Source organism: Streptomyces sp. NPDC059828 (genome assembly GCF_042731955.1).
In the GTDB taxonomy this organism is placed as follows: domain Bacteria; phylum Actinomycetota; class Actinomycetes; order Streptomycetales; family Streptomycetaceae; genus Streptomyces.
The window spans coordinates 1-15,985 of record NZ_JBHWIW010000024.1 but is presented as its reverse complement, the minus strand read 5'-3'; the positions used below and the strand labels follow the sequence as shown (position 1 = coordinate 15,985).

Below are 15,985 nucleotides of genomic sequence, written 5' to 3'. Positions count from 1 at the left end.
AGGCCCGCGCACCTGCTGAACTGCGCTTAAGGGCTGCTTACAGCGGCCCATGGCACACTCACTGGTCGATGGACGTTTCAGGGACCCGGCTCAGAGGGCTGCGGGCAGCGATCTTCACGGCGGTGGTCGTGACGCTGTCCGCGGCCTCCCATGTGCTGCTCTCCCGGGCTCCGCTCCCCCTGGTCACGGTGGGCGCGGTCGCCGCGGGGGTGTTCCTGCTCGCCTACGCACTGGCGGGACGTGAGCGTGCCTACGGCCCGATCGCGGCCGTGCTCGTCCCGCTGGAGCTGGCCGCCGACACCGTCTTCACCGCGGGTCAGCATGTCTGCTACGGCGCCGCGGGCGGCCCGGTCGCCGGCTCCCTCCGCGCGGTCGGGGTCGACGTGCTCTGCGGCGGCGGGGTCGGCGCCCCGCTGCCGGGGGTGGCCTCGTCCCAGGGACACATGGCCACGCTGGTCGACTCCCCCGACCCTGCCGTGCCCTGGCTTCTGCTCGCCGCGCACATCACCGTGGGGCTGGTCGCCGCCGCCTGGCTGCGGCACGGCGAGGCAGCCCTCGCGGCCCTGCTGCGGGCGGTCGCGGCCTTCGCCTTCCGGCCACTGCTGATCGCGGCAGCCCCCAGGGCCACTCCCGCGACCCGCCGTCCGGGTCGTCCCGTACGGCCCTTCCGGCGGCAGCGCTCCGGAAAGCCCCTGTTGCTCGTTCACTCCGTGGGACGGAGGGGACCACCGCTCCAGGCTCTCGCCCTCGCCTGAACCGGTGTCCCCGGAACACTCCCCCGCCCAAGATCATTCGAACACGGAGAAACCACACATGAGTGCACGTAACAGCCAGGCCAACAAGGCGGCCGCTCGTGAGCGCCTGCGCGCGGAGCGCGAGCGCCAGGCCAAGAAGGACAAGCTCAGGCGTCAGCTGATCGTCGCCGCCTCGGTCGTCGGCGTACTGGCCGCGGCGGGCGGCGTCGGTGCCTTCATCATGCACCTCAACAAGCCCACCGCCTGGGAGGCGGCGAAGAGCGCGAAGGTCGTGCAGCCGAAGAACACCGAGGGCGAGAACGGCACGAACGTGGTGATCGGCAAGCCGACCGCCAAGAAGACCCTGGAGCTCTACGAGGACTCGCGCTGCCCGATCTGCGCCACCTTCGAGCAGGCGGTCGGTTCGAACGTCAAGAAGGACGTGGACGCCGGCAAGTACAAGATCAAGTACATCGGCGCCACCTTCATCGACAACGCCGACAACGGCGAGGGCTCCAAGAACGCCCTGTCCGCGCTGGGCGCGGCGCTCAATGTGAGCCCCGAGGCCTTCCTGGAGTACAAGGCCGCCCTGTACTCGGCGAAGTACCACCCCGAGGAGCGCGACGACAAGTTCGCCAAGGACGACTACCTCATCGAGGTGGCGGACACCGTGACGGCGCTGAAGGGCAACACCGAGTTCCAGAATGCCGTCAAGGACGGCACCTATGACGCGTGGGCGCTGAAGATGTCCGCGGCGTTCGACTCCAGCGGCGTCCAGGGCACCCCGACCCTGAAGATGGACGGCAAGAAGATCACCGCCGAGGGTGCCGAGAACGCTCCCATGACGGCGGCGCAGTACGACGCCGCGATCGCCAAGGCCCTCAAGGGGTAACGGCAGACCATATTTTCCGAACGGGCAGGCGAAATTTCGGCGTTCGCCTGCCCGTTTGCCTTACTGGTCAGTAGTCTGATCGGCCGTGACCAGACTCCTCCCCACAACTCCAAGCCGCCGCGCGGTCGTCAAGGCCGCCGCCGCTACCGCTGTCACCACCACCGCAGTCGCCGCGCCCGCGCTCGCGGCGGCTTCCGCCGCCCACGCCGACGACGCACAGGGCACCGCGTTCCTCCATGGTGTCGCCTCGGGCGATCCCCTCTCCGACGGTGTGCTGCTGTGGACCCGGGTCACACCGTCCACGGACGCCGTGCCCGGTTCAGGCAAGGGGCCCGCCACGGAGGTGAACTGGGAGATCGCCGAGGACAAGGGCTTCGCCCGGATCGTGGCCGGCGGCCGGACCACCGCCACCGCCACGAGCGACCACACCGTCAAGGTCGATGTGCGCGGTCTGCGTGCGTCCACCGTCTACTACTTCCGCTTCAGCTCCGGCCCCGCGGTCTCCCCCGTGGGCCGTACCCGTACCGCCCCCGCCGTGGACGCGAACGCGTCCGGGGTGCGCTTCGGTGTGGTGTCCTGCGCCAACTGGGAGGCGGGCTACTTCTCCGCGTACCGCCACCTGGCCGCCCGTGCCGACCTGGACGCGGTGCTGCATCTCGGTGACTACATCTACGAGTACGGCACCGGCGGCTACCCGGAGGAGAAGTACGTCGTACGGCAGCACGAGCCCAGGCACGAGATCCTCAGCCTGGCCGACTACCGCACCCGGCACGGCAAGTACAAGACCGACGCCGACCTCCAGACGATGCACGCGGCTCACCCGATCATCGCGATCTGGGACGACCACGAGATAGCCAACGACGCCTGGTCCGGTGGCGCCGAGAACCACACCCCGGGCGCCGAGGGCGACTACGCCGCCCGTGCAGCGGCGGCCAAGCAGGCGTACTTCGAGTGGATGCCGGTGCGCACCGCGACCGAGGGCACCGTCTACCGCCGGCTGCGCTTCGGCAAGCTGGCCGAACTCCATCTGCTGGACCTGCGCTCCTTCCGCTCCCAGCAGGCGTCGGTGGGCAGCGGCAAGGTCGACGACCCCGAGCGCACCATCACCGGCCGCGCCCAGCTCGACTGGCTCAAGTCGGGTCTGGCGGCTTCCGACGCGACCTGGAAGCTGGTCGGCACCTCGGTGATGATCTCGCCGGTCGCCTTCGGCTCCCTTCCGGCGCATCTGCTCGAACCGATCGCCAAGCTGCTGGGCCTGCCCACGGAGGGCCTCGCCATCAACGTCGACCAGTGGGACGGCTACACGGACGACCGCAAGGAGCTGCTGAAGCACCTGACGGACCGCGGCATCAAGAACACCGTGTTCCTCACCGGTGACATCCACATGGCCTGGGCCAACGACGTTCCGGTGAAGGCCGCGACCTACCCGGTGTCGCAGTCGGCCGCCACGGAGTTCGTGGTGACCTCGGTGACCTCGGACAACCTGGACGACCTGCTGCATGTCCTGCCGGGCACGGTCTCCCTTGTCGCGCAGGCCGCGATCAAGGCCGCCAACCGCCATGTGAAGTGGGTCGACATGGACCACCACGGCTACGGCGTGCTGGATGTGACCACCGAGCGCTCCCAGATGGACTACTACACGCTGTCCGACCGGACGAAGCAGGACGCCACGGCGTCTTGGACCCGCTCGTACCGGACCCTGAACGGGACCCAGAAAGTGGAGAAGGTGAACCAGCCCGTGCGGTGAACGGGGCGGTTCTGGTTCCTCTAACCTGGCGCCATGAACGCGCCGGGGGATGTGATCGACGCGCGGTTCGAGCTGATCGAGCCGCTCGGCAGCGGAGGAATGGGCACGGTGTGGCGGGCTCGCGACACCGTGCTCCACCGCGAAGTTGCCCTGAAAGCGGTCCGATCCGATGCGGGGGCGTCCGCGGCCGTGCGGGAGCGTGTGCTGCGCGAGGCCCGTGCTCTCGCACGGATCAGTCACCCACATGTGGTGACTATCCACCACATCGTTGACGCGGATCCCCACCCGTGGATCGTGATGGAGCTGGTGCCCGGCAACTCGCTGCAACAGCGGCTCACCCGGGGGCCGATGGCTCCGGACGAGGCCGCCCGGATCGGCCGCCAGGTGCTCTCCGGGCTGAGCGCCGCCCATGCGGCCGGCATCCAGCACCGGGACGTCAAACCCGCCAATGTGCTGCTGCGCAACGGTGTTCCGGCCGGACCCGGTGCAGAGGGCCCGCCTGTCGCCGTGCTCACCGACTTCGGCATCGCGGCACTGGAGGGCACGACCTCGCTGACCATGACGGGTGAGCTGGTCGGCTCGCCCGAGTACATCGCCCCGGAACGGATCCGCGGCCATGACCGGGACAATCCGGCGTCTGATCTCTGGTCGCTGGGGCTGGTGCTGTACGTGTGCGCGGAAGGCATCAGCCCGCTGCGCCGGGACTCCACGCTCGCCACCCTGGCGGCGGTGCTCGACGATCCCGTACCGCCCCCGGCGCGCTCCGGGCCGCTCGCACCGGTGCTGGAGGCCCTGCTGGTACGGGATCCGGCGGCCCGCCCCGTTGCCGGAGAGCTGGACGCGATGCTGGCCCGGGTGGAGGCCGGCGGGACACCGGACTGGTCCCGGCCGACGGTGACCGGGCTGGTACCGCCGGGACGGGTGGCCGCACGCACGGCGCCTCCCACGCCCCCCGCACCGCCCGTGCCCACTCAACTGGACAGCCCGCGGCCCGCGGTCCCCGAAGACCCTCACCCCACGGTCCCGTCCGGGTCACGGGAACGGGAGGGCGAGCGGGAGCGCCGCCGTATGCCCGTGGTGATCACCGCGATCGCGGTGGCCGTCGCGGTCACCGCCGCCACCGCGCTCGCCCTGACCCTGCGCGAACAAGGGGGCGCCACCAAGGAGGACGCAAAACGCCCGGCTGCCGTCACCCCGGCCGGTCCGGCTTCGCCCACCCCCGTGCCGCCCTCGGCACCGGCTTCCTTGTCCTCGGGACCCGCCTCGCCCAGCGCACCGGCGGCGACACCCGTGCTCCCGCCCAGCCCGTCCGCCGCCCGGCCTGACGAAGCACTCCCGCCGTCCGGCCGCTGGATCGCGCAGCTGTTCTCGGAGCCCGTCAGCTCGGGTACGACGGCCCGCGACCAGCGTCTCGCCGCCGTACGCACCACCGTGCCGGAGGCCGATGTGCTGCGCAGCGACGACTACGCCTCACTGCGCCCCGGCTACTGGGTGGTCTACGCGCCCGGCCCGTTCACCAGCGGCGCGTCCGCGCTCGTCTTCTGTGCCGAGCGCGGAAGGACCACGGCGAACGCCTGTATCGGCCGCTATCTCAGCACGAGTGGGGACGACTACGGATTCCAGTGCAGGCCCCCGGCCGACAACCCCACGGGCCAGTGCTACCGCCCCTCCTCCTGACGGCGGCGGGGTTTTCCCCTCAGCCCTCCGCGAGCGAGTCGAGGAAAGCGAGCGCCACCCGCCAGGTCTGCCCGGCCGCTTCCTCGTCGAAGTCCGGCAGGTCGGGGTCGGTGTACAGATGCCCCGCACCCGGGTAGCGGTGCACCTCCACATCGGCCCCCGCCTTGCCCATCTGGAGATACCAGGCCGTCAGCCAGTCATGGGGCTCGAACGGATCGGGGTCGGCCACGTGCAGCTGGACGGCCAGTTCATCAACCCGGGCATCCTTGGCGATATCGGATGTTCCGTGCAAAAGGAGCAGGCCGCGCGCCTTCTCGTCGCCGAGCGCGAGATTCTGCGCTACGGCGGCGCCGAACGAGAAGCCCGCGTACACGAGTCCGCGCTCGGAGTGGGGCGCGGCGGCCAGGACCGCCCGCTTGAGCAGTTCGTCCATGCCGACCTCGTCGCGGAACTCCATGGCCCCCTCGACGGAGTCGAACGTACGCCCGTCGAACAGGTCGGGCGTCCACACCTGGTGCCCGGCGGCACGCAGTCGCTCGGCAGCCGCGTGCACGGCCGGCCGCAGACCGTACACAGAATGGAAAAGCATGATGTCCATGCGGTCAGGTTACGTTCGAAGTTATGGAGAACGTGCTGCGCCCGATGATCGTCCTGGTCGGCTCGGTGGGGCTGACCCTGCTGCTGGTATGGCTTGCGGACCTGCTGCTGCGCCGAACCGACGCCCGCCACACCGAGACCCCACTGTGGGGCCTGCTGCGCCGCTGCCGCGCGCCACTGCAGGTGGTGCTGCTCACCGCGCTGCTGAGGGGCACCTACGGCGAGACGCACATCCCGGCCGTGGAGCGGAACGAGAGGCTGATCGGCCATGTGCTGACCCTGGTGCTGATCGCGGCCTCGGCCTGGCTCGTGATGCGGATAGCGGCCGCCGTGGTCGAGTCCTCCTACTCGCGGTACGCGGCCACCACCCGGGACCCGGCCCGGGTGCGCCGGGTGCGCACCCAGGTGGCACTCGTCCAGCGGATCGTCACGGCCATCGTCTGTGTGGTCGCCGCCGCTTCGATGCTGCTGACCTTCCCCGGGATGGACAAACTGGGGGCCTCGCTGCTCGCCTCGGCGGGTGTGCTCGGCATCGTCGCCGGTGTGGCCGCGCAGTCCACCCTCGGCAATCTCTTCGCCGGCTTCCAGATCGCCTTCGGTGACATGGTGCGGATCGGGGACACCGTCGTGGTGGACGGCGAGTGGGGCACCGTGGAGGAGGTCACCCTCACCTTCCTCGCGGTACGCACCTGGGACGAGCGGCGGATCACCATGCCGGTCTCGTACTTCACCAGCAAGCCGTTCGAGAACTGGTCACGCGGTGGTGCGCAGATGACCGGCACCGTCCTGCTGCACCTCGACCACTCGGCGCCGGTGTCCGCGATGCGCGAGAAGCTCCAGGAGATCCTGCACGAGTGCAAGGCCTGGGACGGCCGCGACTGGTCGCTTGCGGTCACGGACACCACGCCGAACTCGATGGTGGTACGAGCGATGGTCACCGCCAAGGACGCCGACGACCTCTGGACGGTTCGCTGCGCGGTGCGCGAGCAGTTGATCTCCTGGCTGTGCGAGCACCACGCCCATGCGCTGCCCCGCATCACGACGGCGATCGCGGTGGAGGCTCCGGGAGCCTACGCGGAGGAGGGTGCGTCCCGGCGAACCGGACGGGACTGACCGCACACCGAGGAGACAACAGAGCAATTCCTGCCCGATTCCGGGCAGGAATATGGAAGTTGCACGACTCCCACCCTAGGGTGTCGTTCATGATCGCTCTGCCCACCGGCGTCGAGGCCGTGGTCTTCGACTGCGACGGTCTGCTCGTCGACACCGAATCCTGCTGGACCGTCGCGGAGACGGCCGTCTTCGCCGCACACGGCCATGCCTTCGGCCCCGAACAGAAGGCCCTGGTCATCGGCCGCACCCTGGAGGACGCGGGTGAGGCCATGGCCCGGTATCTCGGCCGCCCCGGCGCCGGCGCCGAACTCGCCGCCGAACTCCTCGGGAGAGTACGCAAAGAGCTGTCCCGGGGCGCCCCGGCCCTGCCCGGGGCGGCCGAGCTGGTGCGCGCCTGCCGGGCAGCCGTACCCATCGCCGTAGCCAGCAACAGCCCGCGGGAGCTGCTGGACGCGGCACTGCGGTCGGCCGGTCTCGCCGAGTACGTCACCCACTCGTTCGCCGCCGACGAGGTGCGTTCCCCCAAGCCCGCGCCAGACCTCTACATCACGGCATGCGAGACACTCGGTACGGCTCCGGAACACACCGTCGCCTTCGAGGACTCGGCCACGGGCATCGCCTCGGCGCGTGCCGCGGGGCTCTTCGTCGCGGTCGTACCGTCCCTCCCAGGAGTCGAGCTCGACCACGACTGGCTGGCCGGCAGCCTGACCGACCCCGATGTGCGGAACTGGGCCAGGCAGTTGGGGCGCGGGGCCGCCTGAATGCCACTGACCGCCGCATACCGGCGCAGGGGTCGACCCGGGTCAGCGCAGACTGCGCACATCGAGATGGCGCAGCACACGGTCCACCACCTCGGGATCGGTACCCGGCTCACTGCGGGCCGCCAGCACCTCGTGGCGCGCCGCGGACAGCATCTCCCGGGTGATACGGGACACGGTGCGCAGCCGGCGATCGCGCTTGGCATACCAGTCGCGGCGTTCCTCGTCGACGATGTCGGGGCTGATCCGGGTGCCGACGTCGTACGCCGCCCGCTGCAGCCGCTCGGCGATGTCCTCGGGCAGGTCCTCGACCTCCTCGATCTCCTTCAACCGGTGCTTGGCCGCCCGTGCCGCCCGGCGCGCGAGGTCTCTTTCCAGGGCCCGCTCGGCATCCGTGTCGGCCCGTACCCCGAGGCGTTTCACCAGCCACGGCAGGCTGAGGCCCTGCACGACGAGGGTGGTCATGATCACTGCGAACGCGATGAAGATGATCTCGTCGCGGTAGGGGAACGGCTCACCGGCATCGGTCCGCAGGGGGATCGCGAGAGCCAACGCCACCGACGCCACGCCCCGCATCCCGGACCACCACATGACGACGGTCTCGCGCCAGCCGACCGGGATCTCCTCGTCGTAGTCGCGGATGCGGTGGAGCCGCTTGGCGAGCGCGGTGGCGGGCAGCAGATACAGCAGCCGTACGCCGACGACGACCGCGACCACCGCAGCGGCCCAGCCGGCCAGGGTGACCATCCCGGCCTCGTGCCCGGCGGCCGCCGCTCCGATGACCTGGTGGAGTTCCAACCCGATCACGCCGAAGGCGAGTCCGGTCACCAGGGTGTCCACGATCTGCCAGAACGTGTCCCCGGCCAGGCGTCCCATCACATCGTCCGCGTCGACGGCGTTCTCGGCGAGATAGAGCGCGGTGACGAGGACGGCGAGCACACCGGACCCGAGGAGCTCCTCGGCCAGCGCGTAACTCACGAACGGCACCAGCAGGGTGAGCCCGATCTGGAGGGTGGCATCGCCCAGCAGCCCCATCAGCCGGTTCGACAGCCAGCCCAGCGCGAGCCCGACCGCGACCGCCACCACGGCGGAGAGCACCAGCTCCCCGGCCGCCTGGGGCCAGGAGAAACTGCCGCTGACGGCGGCGGCGATCGCCACGTGGTAGAGCACGATCGCGGTGACGTCATTGAAGAGCCCCTCGCCCTCCAGGATCGACACCAGCCGCCGCGGCAGCCCGAGCGAGCCCGCGACGGCGGTCGCGGCGATCGGGTCGGGCGGCGCGACCAGCGCACCGAGCGCGACGGCGGCGGCCAACGGCAGGCCGGGGACGACGGCCTGGGCCACGGCCGCGACCGCCGCCGTGGTGACGAACACCAGGGCGACGGCGAGCAGCAGGATGGGACGGATGTTGGCGGTGAACTGGCGCCAGGACGTGCGCTGGACCGCGGCGTACAGCAGCGGCGGGAGCAGCAGGGGCAGGATGTACTCGGGCGGCAGGGCGATGTTCGGCACGAACGGCAGCAGCGCGAGCACCACACCGATGAGCGTCATCAGCACGGGCGCCGGCAGCCCCAGCCGCGCCCCCAGCGGCACGGTGACCACGGCCCCCAGCAACAGCGTGAACAACAAGGCCAATTGGTCCACGGGCGGACCTCCCGGGGGCGGTACGTCGACGGTCGGCCTGGTAAGCCTCCCACGCGATCACCGCGAATCAGAGCAGGGGGCCGAGACGCCGCACGCTCGAGCGCGACCCGCTCGAGCGCCGCTCGCTCAGGCGCTCTCCGCCGCGATCCGGTCCAGCGCCGACTGGAGGTCGTCGGGGTAGGTGCTGCTGAACTCGACCCACTGCCCGTCGGAGGGGTGCTCGAAGCCGAGCCGCACCGCGTGCAGCCACTGCCGGGTCAGACCGAGCCTCCGTGCCATCGTCGGATCGGCACCATAGGTGAGATCGCCCACACAGGGGTGCCGGTGCGCCGACATGTGCACCCGGATCTGGTGCGTACGGCCCGTCTCCAGCTTGATGTCGAGCAACGAGGCGGCCCTGAAGGCCTCCATCAGGTCGTAGTGCGTGACGGACGGCTTGCCGTCGGCGGTCACGGCCCACTTGTAGTCATGCTGCGGGTGCCGCCCGATCGGCGCGTCGATGGTGCCGCTCAGCGGGTCGGGGTGGCCCTGCACCAGGGCGTGGTAGCGCTTGTCGACCGTGCGGTCGCGGAACTGCTGCTTCAGCAGCGTGTACGCGCGCTCCGACTTGGCGACCACCATCAGGCCCGAGGTGCCGACGTCCAGCCGGTGCACGATGCCCTGGCGCTCCGCCGCGCCCGATGTGGAGATCCGGTAGCCGGCGGCGGCGAGCCCGCCGATCACGGTCGTACCGGTCCAGCCGGGGCTCGGATGCGCGGCCACCCCGACCGGCTTGACGATCACGACGATGTCGTCGTCGTCGTGGACGATCTCCATACCTTCGACCGGCTCCGCGACGATCTGCACCGGGGCGGGCGCCTGCGGCATCTCGACCTCGAGCCACGCGCCCCCGCTGACCCGCTCGGACTTGCCGACCGTGACCCCGTCGACCAGCACCTTCCCGGCGGCCGCGAGCTCGGCGGCCTTGGTACGGGAGAACCCGAACATACGGGAGATGGCGGCGTCGACGCGCTCGCCTTCGAGGCCGTCGGGAACGGGCAGGGTGCGGGTTTCGGGAAGCGTACTCACCCGTCGAGTATGCCTTGTCCTCCCGTGTGACCGGTCCGCCGGTCGGCTCAGTCCTTGTGCACGGTCCCGTCGGGGTCCAGTCCCCGGAAGGAAAGGATCACGATGAGGAAGCCACCGCAGACGATCGCCGAGTCCGCGAGATTGAACACGGCGAAGTGTGCGGGCGCGATGAAGTCGACGACGGCGCCTTGGAGGAAGCCGGGCGCCCGGAAGATCCGGTCGGTGAGATTGCCCAGCGCACCGCCGAGCAGCAGTCCGAGCGCGATGGCCCAGGGCAGGCTGTAGAGCTTGCGCGCAAGCCGTGCGATCACCACGACCACGATGGCAGCGATGATCGTGAAGATGATCGTGAAGGCGCCACCGAAGCCGAAGGCCGCACCGGGGTTGCGCACCGCCGTGAGTTGCAGCAGATCGCCGATGACCGGGATCGGCGGCTGGTGCTCCAGCTTCGCCACCACGAGCAGCTTGCTGCCGAGGTCGATCAGGTACGCCACGATCGCCACCGCGAACAGCGCGACGACGCGGCGCCTGCCCCGGGAACGCTCCCCGGGACGTTCGTCCGAGGAGCGCTCGTCGGGACCTGCCTCAGCAGCCGCGGCCGCAGCCGCGTCGTCGGCCTCGTCTTTGTTGTCCGGCGTACCGATGACGCGCTCCGCCTCTGCCACGTGAGTCCCTCGACCTGGGTACCTGAGTGGTACCTGACTGGTCACGAGGGTACGGCACCTCCGTGAAACGGGCCTGCGAAAGGGCCGCTCAGCCTCGGCGCTCCTGCTTCTGCTTGTCCTCCACGCACAGGGTCGCCCTCGGGAAGGCCTGCATCCTCGCCTTGCCGATGGGCTTCCCGCAGATCTCGCAGAGACCGTACGTGCCCGTGTCGAGGCGGTGCAGGGCGCGCTCCGACTGCTCGACCATGTCGCGGGCGTTGTTGGCCAGGGCGATCTCGTGCTCGCGTGTGATGTTCTTGGTCCCGGTGTCGGCCTGGTCGTCGCCCGCGCCGTCACCGGAGTCGCGCATCAGACCGGTCAGCGCCTCCTCGGAGTGGCTGATCTCGGCCCGCAGTCTGGCCAGCTCGTCCTCGAGCTCGGTGCGCGCCTCGGCGACCTCTTCGGGCGCCCACGGGTCCTCGCCCGGACGCACCGCCAGCTCTCCGGGCACCGCCGCGGCACGCTCGGTTGCCAGTGCCGTGGCCGTGCTGTCCCCGCCCGCTGTGGCTCCGGCCACGATCTTCTTCGCTCCCACGGTCCTGGCTCCCGTCTGCTTGGCGGCCTTCGCCGCCTCCTTGGCCGTTCTGGTGGCCTTTCCGGCACCGGCGCCCGCCGTCTTGCCGACGGCCGCCGTCTTCTTGGTCTTCGCCGGCGCCTTGGGGGCCGCCGCCGGGGTGGACGCCTCGGGGCGTCCCGCCGCTTCCTTGTGGGCGGGGGGCTTCTTCGCCGCGGCCTTCGTACCCGCGCGCTTCGCGGGCTTGGCGGGCCCGGCCGCGGTCTTGGCGGTCTTGGCGGCGGCCTTGGTCGCGGTCTTCTTCGCCTCCTCGGGCTTCGCCGCGCCGGAGCCCGCCCTGGTGGCCTTCTTCGCCGGTGCCACGGCCCTCACCTCCGTCGCCTCGTGCGCGTACGCACCGGCTTCGCCGGTCTTCGGCGTCCGGCCACCGGCCGGACGCCTCGTCGCGACGGTGCTCTTCTTGTTGCCGTCCATTCCCTTGGCCGCCGCACCTGCGGCGGCGGTGGACCTCATGGACGCCGTCTTCTTCACGGCGGTCTTCTTCGCCACCATGGCCGCGGCCCCTTCACATATTGTGATCTTGCGCGCGAATCGGTGCTGGGACGATAAATCGGCCCCAGCGCCGCGGCAACGTGGCACGCCGCCCGCAGGGCCCGTCCCGCGCCTGCTCGGACGCGAGCCTGCATCCGTTGTGCCCAGCTCCCCGCCTGGTAATCCGCCTGATGACCGGTACGCGGAGCCGGCGCGCGAACGTATGGCCATTCGGGTCACGGCGGAAATCCGGTCGGCCCCGCCAGGGCAGGGCCCGTACACTGGGCGGAGCGAAAGGCATGGATGGGGACCAGTAGCGTCGTACGCAGCCATGAGCGACCCGGGGACGGTGTGAGCCCGGGGGCGAGCGCGAAGCGAAACATCACCCCGGAGCCGCCGGAAGAAAGCCCGGTCACCGCACGGTGCCCCGGCGAGTAGAACCGGCTTCGCGACCTCAATGAGGGGGCCCGGGACGAGCTCGTCCAGGGCCAAGGAGGGTGGTACCGCGGGAGCAGCTCATCGGCTCTCGTCCCTCCGACGGAACAGGCACAGTCCGTTGGAGGAGCCCGTACATGACGCCGCCGCCTCAGTACCGCCCGGTACCCGCCCAGGTCGACCTGCCCGCACTCGAGCACGCCGTGCTCGACTTCTGGCAGGACAACAAGATCTTCGCGAAGAGCCTCGAGCAGTCCGAGGGCCGCCCCGAATGGGTGTTCTACGAGGGCCCGCCCACCGCCAACGGCATGCCCGGCGCCCACCACATCGAGGCCCGTGTCTTCAAGGACGTGTTCCCGCGCTTCCGCACCATGCGGGGCTACCACGTGGCCCGCAAGGCGGGCTGGGACTGCCATGGCCTGCCCGTCGAGCTCGCCGTCGAGAAGGAGCTCGGCTTCAGCGGCAAGCAGGACATCGAGGACTACGGCATCGCCGAGTTCAACGCCAAGTGCCGTGAGTCGGTGACCCGCCACACCGACGCGTTCGCCGAGCTCACGACCCGTATGGGGTACTGGGCCGACCTCGACGGCGCGTACCGGACGATGGACCCGGCGTACATCGAGTCCGTCTGGTGGTCGCTGAAGGAGATCTTCAAGAAGGGCCTGCTGGTCCAGGACCACCGCGTCGCCCCCTGGTGCCCCCGATGCGGCACCGGTCTGTCCGACCACGAGCTGGCGCAGGGCTACGAGACGGTCGTCGACCCGTCCGTCTTCGTCCGCTTCCCGCTGACCTCAGGGCCGCTCGCCGGCGAGGCGTCACTGCTGGTGTGGACGACGACCCCCTGGACGCTGGTGTCGAACACCGCGGTGGCCGCGCACCCCGAGGTCACGTATGTAGTGGCGACCAACGGCCAGGAGAGGCTCGTGGTCGCCCGACCGCTGCTGGAGAAGGCGCTCGGTGAAGGCTGGGAGGTAACCGGCCAGTCCTTCACGGGCGCCGATATGGAGCGCTGGACGTACGAGCGCCCCTTCGGTCTCGTGGAGTTCCCCGAGCCCGCCCACTTCGTGGTCAACGCCGAGTACGTCACCACCGAGGACGGTACGGGTCTGGTCCACCAGTCCCCCGCCTTCGGTGACGACGACCTCAAGGTCTGCCGCGCCTACGGCCTGCCGGTCGTCAACCCGGTGCGCCCCGACGGCACCTTCGAGGAGGACGTGCCGCTGGTCGGCGGGGTCTTCTTCAAGAAGGCCGACGAGGCGCTGACCAGGGACCTGGACGAGCGCGGTCTGCTGTTCCGGCACGTCCCGTACGAGCACAGCTACCCGCACTGCTGGCGCTGCCACACGGCGCTGCTCTACTACGCGCAGCCGTCCTGGTACATCCGCACCACCGCGGTCAAGGACCGCTTGCTCGAGGAGAACGAGAACACCAACTGGTTCCCCGAGTCGGTCAAGCACGGCCGCTTCGGCGACTGGCTCAACAACAACATCGACTGGGCGCTCTCCCGCAACCGCTACTGGGGCACCCCGCTGCCCATCTGGCGCTGCGAGGAGGGCCACCTCACCTGCGTCGGCTCGCGCGCCGAGCTGACCGGGCTGACGGGCACCGACCAGTCCGCTCTCGATCCGCACCGGCCGTTCATCGACGAGATCACCTTCCCGTGCCCTGAGTGCTCCGGGCAGGCCACACGGGTCCCCGAGGTCATCGACGCCTGGTACGACTCGGGCTCGATGCCGTTCGCGCAGTGGGGCTACCCGTACCAGAACAAGGAGATCTTCGAGAAGCGCTACCCGGCGCAGTTCATCTCGGAGGCCATCGACCAGACCCGCGGCTGGTTCTACACGCTGATGGCGGTCGGCACGCTGGTCTTCGACAAGTCCTCGTACGAGAACGTCGTCTGCCTCGGCCACATCCTCGCCGAGGACGGCCGCAAGATGTCCAAGCACCTGGGCAACATCCTCCAGCCGATCCCCCTCATGGACCAGCACGGCGCGGACGCGGTGCGCTGGTTCATGGCGGCCGGCGGCTCGCCCTGGGCGGCGCGGCGGGTGGGCCACGGCACCATCCAGGAGGTGGTCCGCAAGACCCTCCTCACCTACTGGAACACGGTCGCCTTCCAGGCTCTGTACGCCCGCACGTCCGGCTGGTCCCCTTCGCCTGCCGATCCGGCGCCGGCCGAGCGCACGGTGCTGGACCGCTGGCTGCTGTCCGAACTGCACGCGCTGGTGGACCAGGTCACCCTGGCGCTGGAGGCATACGACACCCAGCGCGCCGGCAAGCTGATCTCCACCTTCGTGGACGACCTGTCGAACTGGTATGTGCGCCGTTCGCGCCGCCGCTTCTGGCAGGGTGACCCGGCGGCACTGCGCACCCTCCATGACGTGGTCGAGACCGTGACCCGGCTGATGGCCCCGCTCACCCCCTTCATCACGGAGCGGGTGTGGCAGGACCTGGTGGTCCCGGTGACTCCGGAGGCCCCGGAGTCGGTGCACCTGGCGAGCTGGCCCGAAGCGGACCTGTCCGCGATCGACCCGACGCTGTCCCAGCAGATGGTGCTGGTCCGCAGGCTGGTGGAGCTGGGCCGTGCGACCCGTGCGGAATCCGGGGTCAAGACCCGCCAGCCGCTGTCGCGGGCCCTGGTCGCGGCGGCGGGCTTCGAGTCGCTGTCGCCGGAGCTGCATGCGCAGATCACCGAGGAGCTGAACGTCTCCTCGCTGGCTTCCCTGTCGGAGGTCGGCGGTTCGCTGGTGGACACCACGGCCAAGGCGAACTTCCGGGCGCTGGGCAAGCGGTTCGGCAAGGGCGTCCAGGACGTGGCGAAGGCCGTCGCCTCGGCCGACGCCGCGGCGCTGTCCCTCGCGCTGCGCGGCGGCACGGCGACACTGGAGGTGGGCGGTGAGACCATCACCCTCTCCCCGGAGGAGGTCATCATCACCGAGACCCCCCGGGAGGGCTGGTCGGTGGCCTCCGAGCAGGGCGCGACGGTCGCGCTCGACCTGGAGATCACCCCTGAGCTGCGGCTCGCGGGGCTGGCGCGTGACGCGATCCGGCTGATCCAGGAGGCCCGCAAGAACAGCGGCCTGGACGTGGCCGACCGGATCGCCCTCCGGTGGACCTCCGAGGACCCCGAGGTGACCAAGGCCCTCACGGACCACGCGTCCCTGATCGCGGAGGAGGTCCTCGCGACGGACTTCGCCTCCGGCGAGGCGGACTCCTCGTACGGCTCCCCCTTCACGGACGCGGGCCTGTCCCTGGCCTTCCGGCTCCGCAAGGCGTAGCGCCCACTCCTGAGGCCCGGTCGGCTTGTGCCGGCCGGGCCTCTTTGCTCGCGCGGGAGTTGGCGTGAGTAGTCACCGCACCGCACCGCGGTGCACGGCACCCCACCTCAGTCGCGGTGGGGCAGGGTGCGGTACACCGTGGACCCCAGGCCGACCGCCGCGTGGCGTCCGCACACCGCGAGGCCGCACAACAGGGCCGGGGGCGGGGCGGAACTAACCGGGCCCGCCCCGGAAGGGGGCCGCCCGGGACGCGGGCGGGGCGCGGGCGCCCCGCAGGTGTGGTGCACGGGGGT

13 protein-coding genes are annotated in these 15,985 nt (G+C 70.5%); 7 read left to right on the top strand and 6 right to left on the bottom strand.

Going from position 1 to position 15,985, the window contains the following annotated elements:
- The first annotated feature begins 68 nt into the window (after nucleotides 1-68).
- From ACFV6V_RS16575 to ACFV6V_RS16560, 4 genes are all read left to right on the top strand, one after another.
- The gene (locus ACFV6V_RS16575) at nucleotides 69-755 is read left to right on the top strand and encodes a hypothetical protein (protein WP_385565092.1); all 687 of its coding nucleotides are present in this window, start codon (nucleotides 69-71) and stop codon (nucleotides 753-755) included.
- Between the two features lie 58 nt (nucleotides 756-813).
- Nucleotides 814-1,626: a DsbA family protein gene (locus tag ACFV6V_RS16570; protein WP_385565089.1), complete on the top strand. Its 813-nt coding sequence runs from the start codon at nucleotides 814-816 to the stop codon at nucleotides 1,624-1,626.
- 85 nt (nucleotides 1,627-1,711) lie between these two features.
- The gene (locus ACFV6V_RS16565) at nucleotides 1,712-3,373 is read left to right on the top strand and encodes an alkaline phosphatase D family protein (protein ID WP_385565086.1); all 1,662 of its coding nucleotides are present in this window, start codon (nucleotides 1,712-1,714) and stop codon (nucleotides 3,371-3,373) included.
- A gap of 33 nt (nucleotides 3,374-3,406) precedes the next feature.
- Nucleotides 3,407-5,050 carry a protein kinase gene (locus ACFV6V_RS16560; RefSeq protein WP_385565083.1) on the top strand — a complete coding sequence of 548 codons (1,644 nt, stop codon included), beginning with the start codon at nucleotides 3,407-3,409 and terminating at the stop codon, nucleotides 5,048-5,050.
- 19 nt (nucleotides 5,051-5,069) lie between these two features.
- On the opposite strand, the gene ACFV6V_RS16555 is transcribed toward ACFV6V_RS16560, so the two are convergent.
- Nucleotides 5,070-5,648, bottom strand: a complete 579-nt coding sequence (locus ACFV6V_RS16555) for a dienelactone hydrolase family protein (RefSeq protein WP_385565080.1) — start codon at nucleotides 5,646-5,648, stop codon at nucleotides 5,070-5,072.
- A 23-nt stretch (nucleotides 5,649-5,671) separates the two neighbouring features.
- Here ACFV6V_RS16555 and ACFV6V_RS16550 point away from each other — a divergent pair, with 23 nt between their 5' ends.
- On the top strand, nucleotides 5,672-6,760 hold the full coding sequence (locus tag ACFV6V_RS16550; RefSeq protein ID WP_385565077.1) for a mechanosensitive ion channel family protein: 1,089 nt from the start codon (nucleotides 5,672-5,674) through the stop codon (nucleotides 6,758-6,760).
- An 89-nt stretch (nucleotides 6,761-6,849) separates the two neighbouring features.
- Nucleotides 6,850-7,521 (top strand): HAD family hydrolase, encoded by a 672-nt coding sequence (locus ACFV6V_RS16545; protein ID WP_385565074.1) that lies wholly within the window; start codon nucleotides 6,850-6,852, stop codon nucleotides 7,519-7,521.
- Nucleotides 7,522-7,563: 42 nt separating this feature from the next.
- On the opposite strand, the gene ACFV6V_RS16540 is transcribed toward ACFV6V_RS16545, so the two are convergent.
- The 4 genes from ACFV6V_RS16540 to ACFV6V_RS16525 all read right to left on the bottom strand — a co-directional run bounded on the left by ACFV6V_RS16540 (nucleotide 7,564) and on the right by ACFV6V_RS16525 (nucleotide 12,000).
- Nucleotides 7,564-9,162 carry a Na+/H+ antiporter gene (locus tag ACFV6V_RS16540; RefSeq protein WP_385565071.1) on the bottom strand — a complete coding sequence of 533 codons (1,599 nt, stop codon included), beginning with the start codon at nucleotides 9,160-9,162 and terminating at the stop codon, nucleotides 7,564-7,566.
- Nucleotides 9,163-9,288: 126 nt separating this feature from the next.
- Nucleotides 9,289-10,230, bottom strand: coding sequence for an RluA family pseudouridine synthase (locus tag ACFV6V_RS16535; protein WP_385565068.1), 942 nt, complete (start codon nucleotides 10,228-10,230; stop codon nucleotides 9,289-9,291).
- A 47-nt stretch (nucleotides 10,231-10,277) separates the two neighbouring features.
- The gene (gene lspA, locus ACFV6V_RS16530; RefSeq protein ID WP_385565065.1) at nucleotides 10,278-10,895 is read right to left on the bottom strand and encodes a signal peptidase II; all 618 of its coding nucleotides are present in this window, start codon (nucleotides 10,893-10,895) and stop codon (nucleotides 10,278-10,280) included.
- An 88-nt stretch (nucleotides 10,896-10,983) separates the two neighbouring features.
- Entirely contained in the window at nucleotides 10,984-12,000 is a 1,017-nt protein-coding gene (locus ACFV6V_RS16525; RefSeq protein WP_385565062.1) for a TraR/DksA family transcriptional regulator, read from the bottom strand.
- A gap of 551 nt (nucleotides 12,001-12,551) precedes the next feature.
- On the opposite strand from ACFV6V_RS16525, the gene ileS reads away from it, so the two are divergent.
- Nucleotides 12,552-15,692: an isoleucine--tRNA ligase gene (ileS, locus tag ACFV6V_RS16520; protein WP_385565059.1), complete on the top strand. Its 3,141-nt coding sequence runs from the start codon at nucleotides 12,552-12,554 to the stop codon at nucleotides 15,690-15,692.
- Nucleotides 15,693-15,799: 107 nt separating this feature from the next.
- Here ileS and ACFV6V_RS16515 read toward each other — a convergent pair.
- Nucleotides 15,800-15,985 (bottom strand): hypothetical protein (locus ACFV6V_RS16515; protein WP_385565056.1); only part of this gene is annotated, 186 nt, incomplete at its 5' end.